The organism is Streptomyces sp. NPDC031418 (genome assembly GCF_055581605.1).
The window spans coordinates 292,129-309,107 of record NZ_JBVIJC010000003.1; the positions used below are offsets into that span (position 1 = coordinate 292,129).

Sequence of the window (16,979 nt, forward strand, 5' to 3'; positions counted from 1 at the left end):
AGGGATTCCCCTCCATCATCGCGCACCCCGCCCCGGAGCAACCCGGCGGCCGGTGTCGGCGTCTTTGAGGGCCGGAGCACCCGGAGAGGGGTGTGATCGGGACGCCGTAAAGTGGCACGGTCGCCCGACCGGGTGGACCAGACAGCGAAGCGGGGAGGGCGGATCGGATGCCGCAGAGCGAGACACCGGGCACCGAGGTGGCCCCCACCCGGCTGCGCTGGTGGACCGAACTGCCGCTGATCCTGCTGGTGTACGGCTGCTACCTGGCCGGCCGGCTGCTCGCGCGCGACGACGTCTCGGGCGCCGTCGACCACGGCCGGGCGATCGTGCGCTTCGAGAAGATGCTGCACCTCAACGCCGAGCACCCGCTGAACCGGCTCTTCACCCGCGAGGCGTGGATCGGGGTCCCGGCCGACTTCTGGTACGCCTCGCTGCACTACGTCGTCACGCCCGCGGTCCTGGTCTGGCTGTTCCGGTCCCGCAGCGCGCACTACCGCTCGGCCCGCACCTGGCTGATGACGTCCACGTTCATCGGGCTGATCGGCTTCATCCTGCTGCCCACCGCGCCGCCCCGGCTGCTCCCGGCCGGCCAGGGCTTCGTCGACACCATGGCGCACTTCAGCTCGTACGGCTGGTGGGGCGCCGAGGCCAGCGCGCCGCGCGGTATGGGCGGCATGACCAACCAGTACGCGGCCATGCCGAGCCTGCACGTCGGCTGGGCGCTGTGGTGCGGGGTGATGCTGTGGCGGCACGGCAGCTCCCGCCTGAGCAGGATCTTCGCCGTCTGCTACGCGCTCGGCACCGCGCTGGTGGTCATGGGCACCGCCAACCACTACCTGCTGGACGCGGTCGCGGGCGCCGCCGTGATGGGCGCCGGCCTGCTGCTGGCGCCGTCGGTGACGCGGGCCGTGGACCTGGTCCGGGCCCGGCTGCTCCGGCGCCCGGCGACAGCCCCGGCGACGGCTGCGGCGACAGCCCCGGCGACGGCCTCGGACGGCGTGGGCTCCCCGATTGTCAGTGCCGGATGCCAGACTTCCGCGGGTGAGCGAATTCCACGGCAGCGCGAGTCGCGGCTCGACGCCGGTGACGCAGCGGACGCCTCTTCCGACGACGCGGGCGAAGGGGCTGCGACACCGGCTCGCTGAGCTGCGCGGTCCGGAGGTCCCGGCCAAGGCCCTGGACGCCCGCGCCCTCGCGGCGCTCGCCGCGAACCCCGGGTGCGCGCGCCGGGCGATCCTGGACGGCGCCGGGGTGGACAAGGCCCGGCTGGCGAGCGCGCTGGGCGCACCGTCCGGGTTCGGGCAGTCGCAGTTCGCGCTGACCCGCGGGAACGCGTTCGAGGCGAAGGTGAAGGCGGACGGCGGCGCCGAGCTGCTGCGACTGGTGCACGCCCGGCTGGACCCGGGCGCCGAGCCGCCCGCCGAGGCCGCCGTGCCCGACCTGACCGCACACGGCCCCGAGGGGCGTACGGCCCGTACGGCGCTGGCGCTGCGCGAGGCCACCGGGGCGGGCGGCTGGACCCTGCTGGACCACCCGATGCTCGCCCTGGACGTGGCCGGTTCGCTCGCCTTCCTGGAGCCGGACGCGGTGGTCGTGCACCCGGACGGCAGCTGGTCCGTGGTGGAGATCAAGTCCTTCCCGCTGCTGGACGGCGCGGCCGACCCGGCCAAGGTGGGCGCGGCGGCCCGGCAGGCGGCGGTCTATGTGCTCGCCCTGGAGGAGGTCGCCGGACGCCTGGATCCCGCCCCGCGGGTGCGCCACCGGGTGCTGCTGGTGTGCCCGAAGGACTTCTCCAACCTGCCCGGCGGATCCGCCGTGGACGTCCGCAAGCAGCGCGCGGTCACCGCCCGCCAGCTGGCCCGGCTGACCCGGATCGAGGAGATCGCCGGCGCGCTGCCCGAGGGCACCTGCTTCGCGCCCGACCAAAGCGCCGAGGAGCTTTCGGCGGCCGTGGCGGCGGTCCCGGCGACCTACGCGCCCGAGTGCCTGGCGGCGTGCGAGCTGGCCTTCCACTGCCGGGACCGGGCCCGCGCGGCCGGTGCCGTCACCCGCCTCGGCCGGCCGCTGCGCGCCGAACTGGGCGGTCTGACCACGGTCGAGGAGGTCCTCGCGGCGGCCCGCGGCGAGCACGGCGACCCGGACGACCCCGCGGTGGCGGCGCTGCGCCGGGCGGCGCAACTGCGCGCGGAGGCACTGGCCGAGGCGGCGGCACTGGCCGGGGAGACGCCGGCCGGGGCGGAGGTGGCGGCCGTATGTCGCTGATCAGCACCCTGGCCCGGCTCGAGGCCGTCGGCAGCGGCCGGGCCCAGCCCGTCGCGACCGTCCGGCACCGGCATCTGTCGGACCGCCCGCTGGTGTTCGTGCCGCTCACCACCGCCGGTGAGGCGGGCGCCCCGCTCGGCGCGCTGGTCGGCACCGACCGGGACGCGCCGCGCCTGCTGGTCGTACCGCAGCCGCGCGACCGGGATCTGCGGTTCACGTTCCTCGCCGAGCTGGCCGATGTCGTCCTGCCGTACGTCGAGTCGTACGCGCAGGCGGTGGAGGCGGCCGAGCGGTCCGAGACCGACCCGGAGACCGGCAAGCGGGTCAAGGTCGAGGTGGAGCTGTGCACGGACGCGGCCCAGCTGATCGTGCCCAGCCGCGCGGGTGTGGAGTTCGTACGGCTGCTGGGCCGCTCGATGCGGTTCCGCCGTACCGCCGAGCAGGACCCCGACGCGCCCTACCCGGCGCCGCCGCGGGTACCGCTGCTCGGCCGCTGGCTGACCCACTACGGCGAGCGGGCCCGGGTCCCCGGCTCCTCCCTGCTGCTCGCGCTGACCGATGTGCTGTCCCGGCACTGGGCGACCGGCCAGTCCAGCCTGGAGGACCAGCACCTGGGCGCGCTGCTCGCCTGGATCGACCCGCCGGAGGGCGTTCCGGGCGCCGAGGCGGCGGCCCGCGCGGAGAGCGCCCGGGACGCCGACGGCCAGCTGCTGTGCCCGCCCGCGGGCCCGGCGACCGACCCGGCCTTCGACAACCGGCTGCTGGCCCCGGCGATCGAGCGCTACGACCGCGCGCGGGCCGCGCTCGCCGCCGCCGAGGACCCGCTGGACGCCGACGACCGGCTGGCCGCGCTCACCGCGGCCGAGCGGGAGATCCGCGACCTGGTGGAGAGCCGTACCCGGCCCACCTGGGACGCGGTGTGGCGGGGGCTGGACCTGCTGCGGGCGCTGCCGGAGGGCGCGCATGTCGCGGAGCGCTGGACCCGGGACCGCTGGTCGTTCACCGGCCACCGGGACCGGGTGCTGGCCGGCGAACCCCCGCAGCCGCGCCGGGACGACGCGGTGACGGCGGCGAACAAGCTGGCCACGCGCGAGCGTGAGCAGGCGCGGCTTGAGGCGCAGGAGGCGCTGGACGATCCGCTGGTGATGGCGGGGCGGCGGCTGGCCGGGGAGGCGTTCACGGGCGAGGTGACCGATGTCGTCCTGGCGTACAGCGAGGGCAAGCGGCCCAGCCCGCGCCCGCTGGTGACGGTCCGCACGGACGACCGGCCGCAGCTGGGCGAGCGGGCGAAGGTGTACCGCTCGCTGGGCGGCCGGCCGCAGTCGGCGGAGTTCGTGGCCGCCGAGGCCGACGGGCTGCTGGTCCTGCGGATCCTGGACAAGATGGGCCGCGGCAGGGAGCCGGATCCGGGGTCGGTCCCGGAGAAGGGCGACCGGATCTGCTTCACGCTCTTCGAGCACGAGCCGCGCGGCGGCGCCAGACTGCCCGACCCGGAGCAGACCCCGTGGACCCACGGCGGCCCGCCGGGCGAGACCGCCCATGAGGCCGCCGACCCCATCACCGAGGAGGACGTCCTGTGACGACGGTCGGCTTCGACCCCGGTACGGCCGCCGCGCGGGCCACCGCCGCGATCCTGCACGACACGCTGCACGGCACCGAGCGGGGCGTGGTGGTCGACTCCCCGCCGGGCGCCGGCAAGTCCACGCTGGTGGTCCGCGCGGCGCTGGAACTGGCCGACGCGGGCCGCCCGCTGATGGTGGTGGCGCAGACGAACGCCCAGGTGGACGATCTCGTGCTGCGGCTCGCCGAGAAGAACCCGGAGCTGCCGGTCGGCCGGCTGCACAGCAGCGACACCGACCCCTACGACAAGGCGCTGGACGAGCTGCCGCAGGTCCGCACCTCCGCGAAGGCGGCCGACCTGACCGGCCTCCCGGTGGTGCTGTCCACGGCCGCCAAGTGGGCGCATGTGCAGACGGACGAGCCGTGGCGGCACGCGATCGTGGACGAGGCGTACCAGATGCGCTCGGACGCGCTGCTGGCCGTGGCGGGGCTGTTCGAGCGGGCGCTGTTCGTGGGCGACCCCGGTCAGCTGGACCCGTTCGCGATCGTCGGCAGCGAGCAGTGGGCGGGTCTGTCGTACGACCCCTCGGCGTCGGCGGTGTCCACCCTCCTCGCCCACAACCCGACCCTCCCCCAGCACCGCCTCCCGGTCTCCTGGCGGCTGCCCGCCTCCGCGGCCCCGCTGGTCTCGGACGCGTTCTACCCGTACACCCCCTTCCGCAGCGGCACCGGCCACGGCGACCGCCGGCTGACCTTCGCCGTCCCCTGTGACGGTTCCGGCCCGGACCGGGTGATCGACGAGGCCGCGGAGTCCGGCTGGGGCCTGCTGGAGCTGCCCGCCCGGCACACCCCGCGCACGGACCCGGAGGCGGTGCGCGCGGTCGCGACGGTCGTACGGCGCCTGCTGGACCGGGGCGGCGCGGCCCTCTCCGAGCGCTCCCCCGCCCCCGCTCCGCTCACCGCCGACCGCGTCGCCGTCGGCACCGCCCACCGGGACCAGGCGGCCGCGGTCCGGGCGGCGCTGACCGAGCTGGGCGTCCCGGACGTCACGGTGGACACGGCCAACCGCCTCCAGGGCAGGGAGTACGACGTCACGGTCGTCCTGCACCCGCTCTCCGGCCGCCCCGACGCCACCGCCTTCCACCTGGAAACCGGCCGCCTCTGCGTCCTGGCCTCCCGCCACCGCCACGCCTGCATCGTGGTCTGCCGCGCGGGCGTCACCGACCTCCTGGACGACTACCCCTCCACGGAACCGGTCCAGCTGGGCACGCTGGTGAAATTCCCGGACGGCTGGGAGGCGAACCATGCGGTGCTGGCGCATTTGGCGGAGCACAGGGTGAGTTGGCGTCCGTGAGCTGCCCTGGATACCGGTGCGCAGTCAGTCCAGAGATGCCAGCGCACCCGCTATCAGAGAACGTGCTGCCCCTCCCCGTACGGCTCCCTGTGACAGCCGTTCGAAGGCGCGGGCATACAGCTGGATCTGGCTGGGCTGTGTGAGGGTGGAAGCAGCGTCCAGCGTGTCCGCGTGCACCCTGGTGTCGTCGAAGATCGTGAAGGTCGACATGGGCCACACCGTTCGCTGTTCAGAGAACGGCACGATGCCTACGGCGACGTTCTGAAAATCCATGACCCCGAGCAGGTGGCCGAGCTGTGCCGCCATGGTCTCGGCACTGCACAGCCGGTACCGCAACACCGCCTCCTCCAGGACGAACGAGAACCGCCGGGCGCCGTTGCTGAGCACCTGGTTACGCCTCATGCGGGCCGCGACCGCGTCACTCACATCGTTCGGCGTCCCCCGGAAGTCTGCGATGGAGGACAAGAGGGCAGTGGCGTATCCGGGTGTCTGGAGGAACCCAGGGATCACGTCGGAAACGTAGACACGGAACGTCTTTGTTTGTTGGTAGAGGTCGCCTGTGGACTCTTGCAGGCGACGGAGACCGGTCCGCTGGAGTCGCTTCCACTGCACATGTGCATCGGCGGACTGCCTGTTGGCAGCGATCAAGTCGGCTACCTGATCTTCAGCGGAACAGGCCCGGCACCAGGCTTTGATGTCCGAGTCGGAGGGAGGCGTCCTGGCGTTCTCGATCCTGGACGACTTCGACTCCGACCAGCCACACCTGAAAGCCAGCTCCCGCCCGCTGATCCCGGCGTCCTTCCGAATCTCACGGAGGCGGCCGGCGAGGAGTTCGCGGGCCTTCTGGACGCTTGAAGAGGGATGCGGGGGCACGGAGCCGGCCTTCGTCAGATCTTGTACAGGTGGTGCGGGGTCGCTCGATCCCAGACTGCTTCGAAGGCAGTGGAGCACAGCTTCACCGTCTCCGGGTCCGCCGTGATCTCGTCCTCGACCACCACGCCGTCACCAGAGAAGTGGTGCACCCGGAGCAGTGCGCCGTCAAACAGCCAGAAGTCATTTCCCGGCAGAGCGATGTCTGTGGCACGTCGCCGTGGCAGCCAGCGCACCTCTTCACCCGCTGTGAGGTTGGCATGGGTGACGTAGTGCTCCCAGCGGATGTACTCCGATACAGGTTCGGAGACGATCCGAGCCCGGCGGACGGACACTCCACGGGCCACCGTATCCGAGATCAACTGGTCATAGGGATGCCACCAGGACTCGCGGTCCTCCCAGTTGATTCGCTCACCCCGCTTCCACGCCTCGAACCGGTCCGTTGGGGCATAGCAGTCGCGCAGCTCCAGATGCACGGCAGACCGGTCACACTGGCCCAGCAGCTCAGCGAAGCTGGGCACGCTCGACGGCATCACACGCCTCCCTGATCATCGGGATCATCCGGGCCGGAATCCTGACGATGGCCTCGCTGTCGGGTACCGAACCGTTCGCGGGGCTGCTTGCCTCGCACTGTGCCTGAGTCTCGGTGCTGGGCTTCCACCCCTGCAACAAGATCTCCTGAGCTTCCACGTCCGCCCACACGGTGGGGCAGTGGTCCCGGTCGGTGTCGGGGTCGATCCCAACGAACTCCACGGCCATGTCCGGCTCCCTGGACTAGGTGCTTGCTTGGGCTTGCATCAGCTTGGTTGACCTGCTGATACTCCGTCAATATGGCGCTGAAGTACCAGATTTGACGTGCAAACTCATGCAAGTTCATAGAGCCCCGGACGCGTCGCCTCCTAGCTTCCTTCCATCGCGCAGATGAGCCGGGAAGGAAGCAATGTCACAGAAGCCGCAGGGCTACCACCTGGCCGAGCTACCGGCCGACCCCTCCGCCGTGCCTGGCTGCTCAGAGTGTCTGTCCCTCTCGGTCAGCAGGGAGGACGCCCGCTCCAGGGGTGACCACAGCGCCGTATCCGACGCAAACGTGGAGCTGCGTCAGCACCAGAAAGAGGCGCACGAATCATGAGCGGAAAGACCTACGCGCAGCTCATGGCGGAGCGCCCCTTGATGACGCTTCGGGTATCGCATGACTCGGGTCGGACCTGGGGTCCCGAGCAGGCCGTATGTGCCGCCGATGACCTTCCGCCTCTGATGACGAGCGCTTGGCCTCCCTGTGAGTGCTGGCGCTGCACCGGCTCCGGCAAGCGCTCCAGGACGTGAAGCGCGCTCCATCCCTTGAACTCCCGCCCTGCGTGGGCGGCGGCGGTCAGCCATGGCCGTGATTAGTTGAGCAGGAAGGTGCAGCGATGCAGAACGGAACCGACCTGTACGCGCTCGACATCAGCGGGGCCTCCTTCGCGAAGGCGTGCGGGGGAAGCACTCACCCGGACGGCGAAGCGTGCGTGACCCTGGCCCGGATCGGTGAGGGCACCTGGGCTCTGGGCGACAGCAAGCGGCCGAGCGCGGAGCCGCTGCGGTTCACCACGGAGGAGCTGGACGCGGCCGGCATCGACCCGGCGCGCTTCGGCCTGCGCGCCTGATCCTCCCTCCCGTCGGCCGGGCCGGATCCCTGGACCCGGCCCGGCCGACACCTCTCGAACGGAACGACTGGTGCACCACCACGGCTACCTCTGGACCGGCCCCAAGGAGCGCTTCGACACCGAGGCTCTACGGCGTCCCCCACACCCTGAGCCGCCACCGGCTCCGGTGTCCGGCGAGGACGTGAGGGCAGAGCAACTGCTCAAGCGCTACCGGGAAGTGGTGGCCGAGTTCCCGCCATCCGATCTGCCACCGATCGAAACGGCGTACTGGCTCATCAAGCCCCGCTCCTTGATCCGTGGCACGTGGGACGAACCCAAGGAAGCGGCAGCCTGGATCGGCGAAAGGCTGGCCGAGTACGCCCCTCGGTTCGCTTCCGAGCGCGACCAGGACCCCACTCGCCTGGCCCAACTGGCCAACAGCGCCGCCGAGCGACTGCACATGGGTGGTGATGTGTCGTTCGGCTTCTACCTCGAACGCCCCTCGTATCTGTCCCTGGCAGTGGTGACATGCTCGCCGAACCGCTCAATGCCTGGACTGAGGTGCCCCGTCGGGTAACCGAAGCGTCCGTTCAGCCCTCACCAGCGCCCGGCACCGGGGAGAAGTGCGGGGAGCAGGTCGGGCAGGCGTACACCGTCCATCCCGGTCCGCTGTTGGCGTGCACCTCCGCGACGACCACCGGGGAATCGGTGATGGCACAGCAGCGCACACACATCCGCACCGGGCGCCGCCCCTCCGCACGGGTGGGCTGCTCACTCATCGGACCACCGCCTCCACAGTCATCACAGGCAATGCGCGGAGGTAGGGGCGGATCGAGGCCGTCTCCCGCGCATCGAGGGGCGTGTCAAGTCCGTACGGGGAGCGGTGGGTGGGCAGCGGTCGGTGCGTCGGTGTCCGGCGGGGTGCGGGTACGAGGTTCTCGCCGACGGGGCGGACCAGCTTGCGGCGCCTGCCCGTGCCGGGCGCGAGGACGCCAAGGGCCCAAAACGCCAGTGCGTAGATAATGCTCAGTGTCATCAACTCCACTGTCAGTTGGTGGCCACGCCCCCGGACGGCTCCACCCGTCGCGGGGGTCTTGTTGCGCTGAGCAGAGTAGCGACCCCTGTATACCCCTGTCCATAGCCAGCTACCCATAGACGCATCTATGTTCGGATGGGACCTGATGCGTACAGTCCGGCTGTGATCGAATTCGACCCGACCCGGCCCAAGTGGGCGCAGATCGCTGACGTCCTCCGTCGACGGATCACGAGCGGCGAGTACCCGCCCCGGACGCTGATCTCCGAAGTGCGCCTGGAGCAGGAGTTCGGCGTGGCTCGCACCACCGTCCGCAAGGCCACCGCAGCCCTCCGCGAGGACGGCCTGATCATCACAACCCCCGGCATGGGCTCATTCGTCTCCGACTCCCCCAGCAGCGACCCCTCCGCCACATGACAAGCGTGTACACGTACCGAGTGCGCGCGCTTCGGCGCAGTGCTGTCGTGTTGTGGGTCGGGGGGCGCGGTGACGAGGGGGACCGGGTGCTGGCGGACCGGGGGCGTGTGCCGGTGTTCGTGACCGTGCGGCAGGCGCGGGTGTATGCGCGGCGGCGGGGGTGGGGGGCGGTCGCCGGCGGGGACGGTGTGCTGGAGCTGGGCCGGGTGCAGCGGTGGCTCGCGGATCCGGGGCGGCGGAGGATGCCGTCCGGTGCGGTGCTGGAGGCGTGGAACTTCTTCGAGGATCTGGGGCGGGGGCTCGGGGAGGGTCACCCGTTGCCCCGGCAGGGGGCGGTGCACGACAGGGCGTACGAGCGGCTCTTCGAGGGGGAGGGTGCCGTGTGGGCGGCCGGCGAGGAGCGCGCCGTACGGGAGCTGCTCGCGGCCGGGGTGCAGCTGTGGGAGTCGTGTCCGGTGAGCCTGAATCCTCCGTCGTGACCGCCCCTTGCGCGGGCGCGGGACAATGGACGGTGGCCCGCCCGCAGGCGGTGCCGAGCGGACCGTACGAGGAGGAGATGGAGACATGGCGGAGCCCACGCCGCGTCGGAACGAACCGCGGCTACGCCCCGCGCCCCTGATCTTCGAGCCCGCGGAGGCGGCCGCCGACCCCGAGCACTTCTTCGACCTGGAGTCGATCGAGGATCCGCGCGCCCTGCTGGCCCGGGCGACCGAGCTGACCCAGGCGTTCCGGGCGGCCGCCGACCGTGCCGTGGAGTTCCAGGCCATCGCGGCGGCCCAGCTCGCCGACCCGCGCCGGTTCGACCGGCTGACCGCGGCGGACATCGCCGATCGGGCGGAGTGGACCGAGGACTACGCGAAGAAGATGGTCGAGTTCGGGCGGGATCTGCTGCGGGGCAACGGGGAGGGGCGCGCCTCCGCCGATCCGGTGTAGCAGAGAGCCGGTACAGCCCGTCGTAGACCGGCCCGTGGCATATGCCGGGCGGGCAAGATACTCCTCCCCTCGCCGCCCTGTCCTCGTTTTCTGCAACTCAGGGAAACCGCGCGCTCACCGCCGGTACATATGGGTGCCATGAGCAGTGCACCGAACGTCACCTCTGTCACCTGCGACGGCGTGGCCTGGCTCGCCTCGGCAGGAACGTATCCCCGTAGCACGCCGGCCCTGTGGGCGGAGCGCCCGGACGCGCCGGTCGTGCTGCCCTGCGGCACCGCCTTCGACGTGGTGAGCGCGCCTGCGGTCTTCGGCCGCCGGATGGTGGACCAGCTGTGGGGCGAGGGGCCGGGTTCCGGGCCGGTCGCGGTGTTCCGGGGCCGCATGCTGCTGTTCGCCGCCCCCGGTACGGCCCAGCGGCTGCCCTCGCTGCTGCGCTGGGAGGAGTGGGGGTCGGGCCAGCGTACGGAGGCGGTGCCGGCGCTGCTGTGCCACGGCAGCGGGGACGCGGTGACCGTCCCGGCTCCGGCGGCCGGCTCCGAGGAAGCCGCCGGCGGCTGCCGCTGGGTGGTCGCCCCGGACACCCGGCATCCCTGGCTGCCCGGGCCCGAGGTGCTGCTGTGGGCCGCCGTGCGGGCCGCCCGGGCGGCGGTGCGGATATCGATTTTTCCTCCCGCCGACCAGGATGCTAAGGTCTACGACGTCAGCAGGCGCCGCTAGCTCAGTTGGTTAGAGCAGCTGACTCTTAATCAGCGGGTCCGGGGTTCGAGTCCCTGGCGGCGCACAGACGGGAAACGGCGGGTCCGGTTCGAAAGAATCCGGCCCGCCGTTTTCGTATACAGCCACAGTCACCTGCTCAGTCGTCACCCGTCCCCGGGGTGATCTTCACCGTCCAGGCGCCCGACGCCGTCCTTCCCTCCACCTCCACCTTCACGCCCTCGCCGGGCACGGTGAAGCTCTCGCCGAGGGCGACCGGGGCGTCGGCCAGGGGCGGGTAGACCGAGTTCTCCCAGCAGGCCTCGGTGTGCGGGTGGGCGTCCACCACCTGGACCGGGCCGTCGCCGGACTCGGCGCCGCTGTGGATGCGGTAGACGAGGACGCCCTGGCGGCAGGCGGCGCGGTCGTTCCCGGCGGTGCTGCGGGCCTCGAAGCCGAGCGCGCTGTCCGGGCCGGTGCGGACGACGGCCAGCTTCACGCCGTCGCCGAGGCCGAAGGCGGGCGCGCCGCCCGCGTCCTGCACCGGGACGCCCGGGCCGGCGGCGAGCGGCTCCAGGGTGAGCCGGGTGGGCGCGGTCCCGCGCACGCACAGCACCTGGCGCGGATCCAGCCAGCCGAGCTTCCACTTGTGCCAGGCGAACAGGTCGGGCGAGAGGCCGAACTGGCTGCCCATCAAATCCCAGTCCCCCACATAGGTGTCCCAGTCGCCCTTGCCGTCGACCGGGCGGTGGTAGAGGTCGGGCAGGTCGAAGACATGGCCGGTCTCATGGGCGAGGACGAGGCGGTCCGGCGGGTGCTTCTCGAAGACCGTGACGACCCGGCGGACGTCCGCGCCGTCCACGTGCATGGGCGTGTCCAGGTTGACGACCTTCGTGGCGTCCGAGTCGACTCCGGGGGCGTCCGGGTCGGCGACGAAGTACACGACCGGGTACCGCGAGAAGTCGACCTCCCGGTCGGCCACGGCGAACGCGTCCCGCAGATAGGCGGCGCGGCTCTCGGCGCTCCAGTCCCGCCGTATGGCGTACGCGGTCGACGGGCGCGGCATGCGCAGCCAGTGGTTCAGCGCGTGCGGGTGCAGGGTGAACCTTCCGTAGGAGGCCCGCCGGAAGAAGTTGCTGGTGGCCGGGAAGTGGTCGGCGGTCAGCTCGGCGGGGGTGGTGCGCGGGGTCGCGTCGGGGAAGGACAGGAACACCAGGACGGCGTCCAGTGGCCTGGTCGGGCGGGTGTAGCCGGGGCTCCAGGTGTCCAGGCCCTCCGAGTGGTGGGCGTCGGTGCGGTGCAGGGCGCACGGGGCCGGCGAGAAGGGCTCGGCGACCGACGGGCCGGTGAGGATCGAGGTCGCGGCGAGCGCCGACATCGTGGTGCACACGGCGGCGGTGCTGCGCAGCTTGGGCACGGACTTGACCTCCGGGTGCGGTTCACGGCATCGGAATCCCGCATCCAGATTGCTGTTGTTTGACGCGTTGTGCCCTGTTTGCCTGCACCAGAAGGGTGAGCGCGGTACGCGCACGCCCCGGCGCACTCCGGCGACCGACACCCCGAAACACTCACGGAACGTCACAACCGGTCGGGGGCTTGAAGAAGCTGTCCAGGTGCGGGCAGAAACGATCTGTCAGAACCTGTGTCCGATCCGGGAGACTGGACAGTGGCTGGAAGGGCCCCGGGACAGCCTCTATGATCGGCACACTTTCCGGCCCTGCCAGGCAAAGACAGGCACGGAAATGCACGGACAGGCACGGACAGAGATCGAGTGCACTGCGGGAGCGAGCGGTGAGCGCAACGTCCGAAGGGCCGACGCCCGCGGCAGACCTCGACCGGTCAGCCGTCACAGTAATTACAGACAGTGATCACAGCACCTATCACCGTGTCTTCGCGGCCGCCCCGCTGTCCATGGCCGTGGTCGACACCGAGGGACTCGTCGTCAGCGCCAACTCCGCACTCGGCGAACTGCTCGGCGCCGACCCGGAGGCGCTCCCCGGACGGCCCGCCGCCGATCTGGTGGACCTGGCCTCGGACCCCCGCACCTGGCACGCCTACCGCGAGGTGCTGCGCGGCAGGCAGGCGCGGCTGCGCTGCACGCGTCGGCTGAAACATCCCGACGGGCGCTCGCTGTGGGTCCAGGTCACCGTGGCACCGCTGGCCCAGGGCGAGGGGACCGGTGTCCTGCTCTCGGTCGCCGACATCAGCGGCCGCCGTGAACTCCAGGCGCAGCTACGGCACTTGCAGATGCACGACCCGGTGACCCGGCTGCCCAACCGCACGCTGTTCTTCGAGCGCCTCTCGGCCGCGCTGGAGGCGGAGGCCTACGAGCAGAGCGGCACCGGCCGGATCGGCCTGTGCTATCTGGACCTGGACGGTTTCAAGGCCGTCAACGACACCCTCGGCCACCGCGTCGGCGACCGGCTCCTCGCCGCGGTGGCCGAGCGCCTGACCCGGGTCGCCGACGAGGCCGGTTACGCCCGCGCCGTGACCCCCCTCGTGGCCCGGCTCGGCGGCGACGAGTTCGCGCTGCTGGTCGAGGACTCCACCGGCACCGAACAGCTCGCCGACCTCGCCGAGTCGGCGCTGAAGGCCCTGGAGGAGCCGTTCGACCTGGCGGGCCAGCGGCTGTCGCTGACCGCCTCGATCGGGGTCGTGGAACGCCATGCGGCCGGTACGACCGCCACCGGGCTGATGCAGGCCGCGGACACCACGCTGTACTGGGCGAAGGCCGACGGCAAGGGCCGCTGGACCCTGTTCGACCCCGAGCGCAACGCGCACCGGATGACCCGTCAGGCCCTCTCCTCCTCGCTGCGCCCCGCCATCGAGCGGGGCGAATTCGCCCTGGAGTACCAGCCGTTGGTGGGCATGGGGGACGGGCGCCTGTCCGGGGTCGAGGCGCTGGTGCGCTGGCACCATCCGCAGTTCGGCACCCTCACGCCGAATCGGTTCATCGGACTGGCCGAGGAGGACGGCTCGATCGTGCAGCTGGGCCGCTGGGCGCTGGCCACCGCGTGCCGGCAGGCCCGCCGCTGGCAGCTGGACCGCCCCGGTGAGCCGCCCATCTTCGTCAGCGTCAACGTGGCCGTACGCCAGGTGTGGGACTCCGACCTGGTGGCGGACGTGGCCGAGGTGCTCGCCGAGACGGGCCTCGCCCCGCATCTGCTCCAGCTGGAGCTGACCGAGTCGGCGGTGATGGGCTCCGCCGGCCGCCCGCTCCAGGCGCTCCAGGCGCTCAGCGACATGGGCGTGCGGATCGCCATCGACGACTTCGGCACCGGCTACTCCAACCTGGCCTACCTCAGCCGGCTCCCGGTCTCCGTGCTGAAGCTGGACGGCTCCTTCGTCCGCGGCTTCCAGTACGAGGCCGAAGCCGCCGGCAAGGCCCCGGCGATCGCCCCCAACCCGGCCGACGAGGTCATCGTCGAGGCGATGATCCAGCTGGCCCACCGGCTCGGCCTGACGGTCACCGCCGAGTGCGTGGAGACCTCCGCGCAGGCCACCCGGCTGCGCCGGATCGGCTGCGACACCGGCCAGGGCTGGCTGTACTCCCGTCCGGTGCCGCCGGATCGTATCTCCGAACTGCTGGGCACCGGGGCCTGCGCGGCGGGCCAGCAGTAGCGCTACCGGGTGGGCAAGCCGTAGGCGTCGGCGATCAACTCGTAGGAACGGACCCGGAGTTCGCCGCGGTGGGCGTGGGTGGTGAGCATCAGCTCGTCGGCGCCGGTGCGCTTCTGGAGGTCGTCCAGGCCGGAGCGGACCTGGTCGGCGGTGCCGGAGACCACGGTGGCGGTCCAGGAGGCGATGAAGTCCTCCTCAGCGGCGCCCAGTTCCAGCTTCTCGACCTCCTCCGGCACGGGGAAGAGGCCGGGGCGCCCGGTGCGCAGCCGGAGCATGTTCAGGCCCATCGCCCGGGTCTGCCGGCGGGCCTCCCGCTCCTCGTCCGTGGCGAGCGCGGCGACCCCGATGAGCGCGTACGGCGCGTCCAGCACGGCGGACGGCCGGAAGGTCTCGCGGTACAGGTCGAGGGCGGGGACGGTGTTCTGCGAGGAGAAGTGGTGGGCGAAGGCGAAGGGCAGGCCGAGCAGACCGGCCAGCCGGGCGCTGTAGCCGGAGGAGCCGAGCAGCCAGATCGGCGGGCGGTGCGCGGACTGCACCCCGCCGGGGGTGGTGCCCTGCACCGGGCCGGGTACGGCGTGGATCCGGCGGTAGGGATGCCCGTCGGGGAAGTCGTCGTCCAGGAACCGGGTGAGTTCCGCCAGCTGTTGCGGGAAGTCGTCGGCGCCCTCGTTCAGGGTGTCGGTGCGGCGCAGCGCGGCGGCCGTCGCCCCGTCGGTGCCCGGCGCCCGGCCGAGCCCCAGGTCGATCCGGCCCGGCGCCATCGCCTCCAGGGTGCCGAACTGCTCCGCGATCACCAGCGGGGCGTGGTTGGGCAGCATGACGCCGCCCGAGCCGAGCCGGATGCGCTCGGTATGGGCGGCGAGGTGGGCGAGGATCACGGCGGGCGAGGAGGAGGCGACCCCGGGCATCGAGTGGTGCTCGGCGATCCAGTACCGGGTGAAGCCCCGGGACTCGGTGAGCCGGGACAGCTCGACGCTGGTGCGCAGGGCGTCGGTGGCGGTGCGGCCCGCGCCGACGGTCACCAGGTCCAGCACGGACAGGGGGACGGGGGCGCTGCCGTGCGCCGTACCCCGGATCTCGTCTGCCGCGTCTGCCTCGACTGCCTCGTTCGCCGCCACGGTGTGCGCCTCCTGTGTGTGCCCTGGCTGTCCTGCCGAAGCGCACCAACAGGAGACTGTCCCCGTTTATTCCGCGGCCCGTACCAGGGTCTCCGGGTCTTCTGTCACCGCCACCCCCGCCTCGTACAGCGTGTGGGCCGTGCGCAGGACCAGATCGTCGCGGTGGCGGGCGGCGACGACCTGGAGGCCGACCGGCAGACCGGCCTCGTCCGTGCCGACCGGGACGGTGGCGGCGGGCTGCTGGGTGAGGTTGAAGGGGTAGGTGAACGGGGTCCAGCCGGTCCAGCGGTGGGACGGCGCGCCGGGCGGCACCTCCACGCCCGCTTCGAAGGCCGTCAGCGGCAGGGTGGGGGTGACCAGCAGGTCGTACGTCTCGTGGAAGCGGCCCATCCGGCGGCCGAGGTGCATCCGGACGTCCACCGCGGCCAGATAGTCCAGCGCGCTGTACCGGGCGCCCTGGGCGCAGATCTCCCGCAGGCCGGGGTCCAGCAGCTGCCGGCCGCGCGGGGAGAGGCGCTGGGTGAGCCGGGCCGCGCCGCTGAACCACAGGGTGTGGAAGGCCTCCACCGGGTCGCTGATGTCGGGGTCGGTCTCCTCGACGTACGCGCCGAGGTCCGCCAGCCGGGCCACCGCCCGCCGCACCGCCGCGGCGACCCCCGGCCGGACCGCCACCTGCCCGCCCAGGGTCGGCGAGTAGGCCACGCGCAGCCCGTGCACACCGCCGTGCAGGGCCTCGGTGAAGGGGCCGGGCGCGGGCGGCAGCGCCGACCAGTCGCGGGCGTCGGGAGCCGAAATGACGTCCAACAGCAGGGCCGCGTCGGCGGCGTCCCGGGTCATCGGGCCGGCGTGGGACAGGGTGCCGTACGCGCTCGGCGGATACAGCGGCACCCTGCCGTACGTCGGTTTCAGCCCGAAGATGCCGCAGAAGGCCGCCGGGATGCGGATGCTGCCGCCGCCGTCCGTGCCCAGCGACAGCGGGCCCGCGCCGAGCGCCACGGCCGCCGCGCTGCCGCCGCTGGAGCCGCCCGCGGTGCGCCCGGGGTCGTACGGGTTGCGGGTCACGCCGGTGAGCGGCGAGTCCGTCACGCCCTTCCAGCCGTACTCGGGGGTGGTGGTCTTGCCCAGGAATACCGCGCCGTGCTCGCGCAGCCGGGCGACGGAGGGCGCGTCCTCGTCCCACCGGCCCTGCTCGGAGACGGTCCGGGAGCCGCGCAGGGTGGGATGGCCGCGCAGCAGCAGGATGTCCTTGACCGTCACCGGCACCCCGTCCAGCAGCCCGCACGGCTCGCCGCGCCGCCAGCGCTCCGCCGACTCCCGGGCCCGCGCCAGCGCGTCCTCCTCGGTGAGCCGCACGAACGCGTTCACCTCCGGCTGGATCCGCCGGGCGCGTTCCAGCGCCTGTTCGGTCGCCTCCACGGGAGAGAACTCGCCCTTGCGGTAGCCGTCGAGGAGCCGGCCTGCGGTCAGGTCGGTGAGCTGCATGCACCCTCCAAGGG

Annotated in this window: 18 protein-coding genes and 1 tRNA gene; 12 read left to right on the forward strand and 7 right to left on the reverse strand. The window is 72.3% G+C overall.

All coding sequences use genetic code 11. From position 1 onward, the window contains the following. Positions 1-167 precede the first annotated feature (167 nt). The 4 genes from ACZ5CZ_RS05470 to ACZ5CZ_RS05485 are packed head-to-tail and all read left to right on the forward strand — an operon-like array spanning position 168 to position 5,176. On the forward strand, positions 168-1,145 hold the full coding sequence (locus tag ACZ5CZ_RS05470) for a phosphatase PAP2 family protein (RefSeq protein WP_385843743.1): 978 nt from the start codon (positions 168-170) through the stop codon (positions 1,143-1,145). Beyond that, positions 1,084-2,262 carry a hypothetical protein gene (locus ACZ5CZ_RS05475; RefSeq protein ID WP_468939612.1) on the forward strand — a complete coding sequence of 393 codons (1,179 nt, stop codon included), beginning with the start codon at positions 1,084-1,086 and terminating at the stop codon, positions 2,260-2,262. Before ACZ5CZ_RS05470 ends, ACZ5CZ_RS05475 begins: the two co-directional genes overlap by 62 nt. Beyond that, positions 2,253-3,842, forward strand: coding sequence for a hypothetical protein (locus ACZ5CZ_RS05480; protein ID WP_468939409.1), 1,590 nt, complete (start codon positions 2,253-2,255; stop codon positions 3,840-3,842). The genes ACZ5CZ_RS05475 and ACZ5CZ_RS05480 overlap by 10 nt, the downstream gene beginning before the upstream one ends. After that, on the forward strand, positions 3,839-5,176 hold the full coding sequence (locus ACZ5CZ_RS05485; RefSeq protein ID WP_468939411.1) for an AAA domain-containing protein: 1,338 nt from the start codon (positions 3,839-3,841) through the stop codon (positions 5,174-5,176). Before ACZ5CZ_RS05480 ends, ACZ5CZ_RS05485 begins: the two co-directional genes overlap by 4 nt. A gap of 24 nt (positions 5,177-5,200) precedes the next feature. On the opposite strand, the gene ACZ5CZ_RS05490 is transcribed toward ACZ5CZ_RS05485, so the two are convergent. Genes ACZ5CZ_RS05490 through ACZ5CZ_RS05500 form a run of 3 tightly spaced genes read right to left on the reverse strand, consistent with a single transcriptional unit; the run spans position 5,201 to position 6,805 of the window. After that, entirely contained in the window at positions 5,201-6,049 is an 849-nt protein-coding gene (locus ACZ5CZ_RS05490; protein ID WP_385843740.1) for a helix-turn-helix domain-containing protein, read from the reverse strand. Between the two features lie 14 nt (positions 6,050-6,063). After that, a complete protein-coding gene (locus ACZ5CZ_RS05495; RefSeq protein ID WP_385843739.1) occupies positions 6,064-6,579 on the reverse strand; it encodes a DUF6879 family protein in 516 nt (171 codons plus the stop codon). Further along, the gene (locus ACZ5CZ_RS05500; RefSeq protein WP_385843738.1) at positions 6,551-6,805 is read right to left on the reverse strand and encodes a hypothetical protein; all 255 of its coding nucleotides are present in this window, start codon (positions 6,803-6,805) and stop codon (positions 6,551-6,553) included. Before ACZ5CZ_RS05500 ends, ACZ5CZ_RS05495 begins: the two co-directional genes overlap by 29 nt. Before the next feature lie 650 nt (positions 6,806-7,455). Here ACZ5CZ_RS05500 and ACZ5CZ_RS05505 point away from each other — a divergent pair. Together ACZ5CZ_RS05505 and ACZ5CZ_RS05510 are read left to right on the forward strand one after the other, a co-directional pair. After that, positions 7,456-7,689: a DUF397 domain-containing protein gene (locus ACZ5CZ_RS05505; RefSeq protein ID WP_468939414.1), complete on the forward strand. Its 234-nt coding sequence runs from the start codon at positions 7,456-7,458 to the stop codon at positions 7,687-7,689. A 70-nt stretch (positions 7,690-7,759) separates the two neighbouring features. Continuing rightward, positions 7,760-8,245, forward strand: coding sequence for a hypothetical protein (locus tag ACZ5CZ_RS05510; RefSeq protein ID WP_385843735.1), 486 nt, complete (start codon positions 7,760-7,762; stop codon positions 8,243-8,245). A gap of 13 nt (positions 8,246-8,258) precedes the next feature. Here the strand turns inward: ACZ5CZ_RS05510 and ACZ5CZ_RS05515 are convergent, their stop codons facing one another. Next, positions 8,259-8,447: a hypothetical protein gene (locus ACZ5CZ_RS05515; protein WP_468939417.1), complete on the reverse strand. Its 189-nt coding sequence runs from the start codon at positions 8,445-8,447 to the stop codon at positions 8,259-8,261. Between the two features lie 419 nt (positions 8,448-8,866). Here ACZ5CZ_RS05515 and ACZ5CZ_RS05520 point away from each other — a divergent pair, with 419 nt between their 5' ends. The 5 genes from ACZ5CZ_RS05520 (at position 8,867) to ACZ5CZ_RS05540 (ending at position 10,832) form a co-directional block, all read left to right on the forward strand. Continuing rightward, on the forward strand, positions 8,867-9,118 hold the full coding sequence (locus ACZ5CZ_RS05520; protein WP_385843732.1) for a GntR family transcriptional regulator: 252 nt from the start codon (positions 8,867-8,869) through the stop codon (positions 9,116-9,118). A gap of 47 nt (positions 9,119-9,165) precedes the next feature. Further along, positions 9,166-9,597, forward strand: a complete 432-nt coding sequence (locus ACZ5CZ_RS05525) for a hypothetical protein (RefSeq protein ID WP_468939421.1) — start codon at positions 9,166-9,168, stop codon at positions 9,595-9,597. Positions 9,598-9,682: 85 nt separating this feature from the next. Next, positions 9,683-10,051, forward strand: coding sequence for a hypothetical protein (locus tag ACZ5CZ_RS05530; protein WP_467548576.1), 369 nt, complete (start codon positions 9,683-9,685; stop codon positions 10,049-10,051). 138 nt (positions 10,052-10,189) lie between these two features. Further along, the gene (locus tag ACZ5CZ_RS05535; protein ID WP_468939423.1) at positions 10,190-10,768 is read left to right on the forward strand and encodes a bifunctional DNA primase/polymerase; all 579 of its coding nucleotides are present in this window, start codon (positions 10,190-10,192) and stop codon (positions 10,766-10,768) included. After that, positions 10,759-10,832: transfer RNA gene (locus ACZ5CZ_RS05540), tRNA-Lys, on the forward strand. The genes ACZ5CZ_RS05535 and ACZ5CZ_RS05540 overlap by 10 nt, the downstream gene beginning before the upstream one ends. Before the next feature lie 72 nt (positions 10,833-10,904). Here ACZ5CZ_RS05540 and ACZ5CZ_RS05545 read toward each other — a convergent pair. Further along, entirely contained in the window at positions 10,905-12,122 is a 1,218-nt protein-coding gene (locus ACZ5CZ_RS05545) for a M6 family metalloprotease domain-containing protein (protein WP_468939614.1), read from the reverse strand. 413 nt (positions 12,123-12,535) lie between these two features. On the opposite strand from ACZ5CZ_RS05545, the gene ACZ5CZ_RS05550 reads away from it, so the two are divergent. Next, positions 12,536-14,365: a putative bifunctional diguanylate cyclase/phosphodiesterase gene (locus ACZ5CZ_RS05550; protein ID WP_385843727.1), complete on the forward strand. Its 1,830-nt coding sequence runs from the start codon at positions 12,536-12,538 to the stop codon at positions 14,363-14,365. 2 nt (positions 14,366-14,367) lie between these two features. On the opposite strand, the gene ACZ5CZ_RS05555 is transcribed toward ACZ5CZ_RS05550, so the two are convergent. Further along, positions 14,368-15,483: an LLM class flavin-dependent oxidoreductase gene (locus ACZ5CZ_RS05555; RefSeq protein WP_468939428.1), complete on the reverse strand. Its 1,116-nt coding sequence runs from the start codon at positions 15,481-15,483 to the stop codon at positions 14,368-14,370. Between the two features lie 66 nt (positions 15,484-15,549). Further along, complete coding sequence (locus ACZ5CZ_RS05560; protein WP_468939430.1) at positions 15,550-16,965, reverse strand: amidase; 1,416 nt, start codon at positions 16,963-16,965, stop codon at positions 15,550-15,552. Positions 16,966-16,979: the final 14 nt, after the last annotated feature.

Excerpts from the sequence above, each read along its gene's own strand:
- ACZ5CZ_RS05470 (WP_385843743.1), top strand. The coding sequence starts at position 168 with ATGCCGCAGAGCGAGACACCGGGCACCGAGGTGGCCCCCACCCGGCTG.
- ACZ5CZ_RS05480 (WP_468939409.1), top strand. The coding sequence starts at position 2,253 with ATGTCGCTGATCAGCACCCTGGCCCGGCTCGAGGCCGTCGGCAGCGGC.
- ACZ5CZ_RS05495 (WP_385843739.1), bottom strand. The coding sequence starts at position 6,579 with ATGCCGTCGAGCGTGCCCAGCTTCGCTGAGCTGCTGGGCCAGTGTGAC.
- ACZ5CZ_RS05500 (WP_385843738.1), bottom strand. The coding sequence starts at position 6,805 with ATGGCCGTGGAGTTCGTTGGGATCGACCCCGACACCGACCGGGACCAC.
- ACZ5CZ_RS05505 (WP_468939414.1), top strand. The coding sequence starts at position 7,456 with ATGCAGAACGGAACCGACCTGTACGCGCTCGACATCAGCGGGGCCTCC.
- ACZ5CZ_RS05515 (WP_468939417.1), bottom strand. The coding sequence starts at position 8,447 with ATGAGTGAGCAGCCCACCCGTGCGGAGGGGCGGCGCCCGGTGCGGATG.
- ACZ5CZ_RS05530 (WP_467548576.1), top strand. The coding sequence starts at position 9,683 with ATGGCGGAGCCCACGCCGCGTCGGAACGAACCGCGGCTACGCCCCGCG.
- ACZ5CZ_RS05535 (WP_468939423.1), top strand. The coding sequence starts at position 10,190 with ATGAGCAGTGCACCGAACGTCACCTCTGTCACCTGCGACGGCGTGGCC.
- ACZ5CZ_RS05545 (WP_468939614.1), bottom strand. The coding sequence starts at position 12,122 with ATGTCGGCGCTCGCCGCGACCTCGATCCTCACCGGCCCGTCGGTCGCC.
- ACZ5CZ_RS05560 (WP_468939430.1), bottom strand. The coding sequence starts at position 16,965 with ATGCAGCTCACCGACCTGACCGCAGGCCGGCTCCTCGACGGCTACCGC.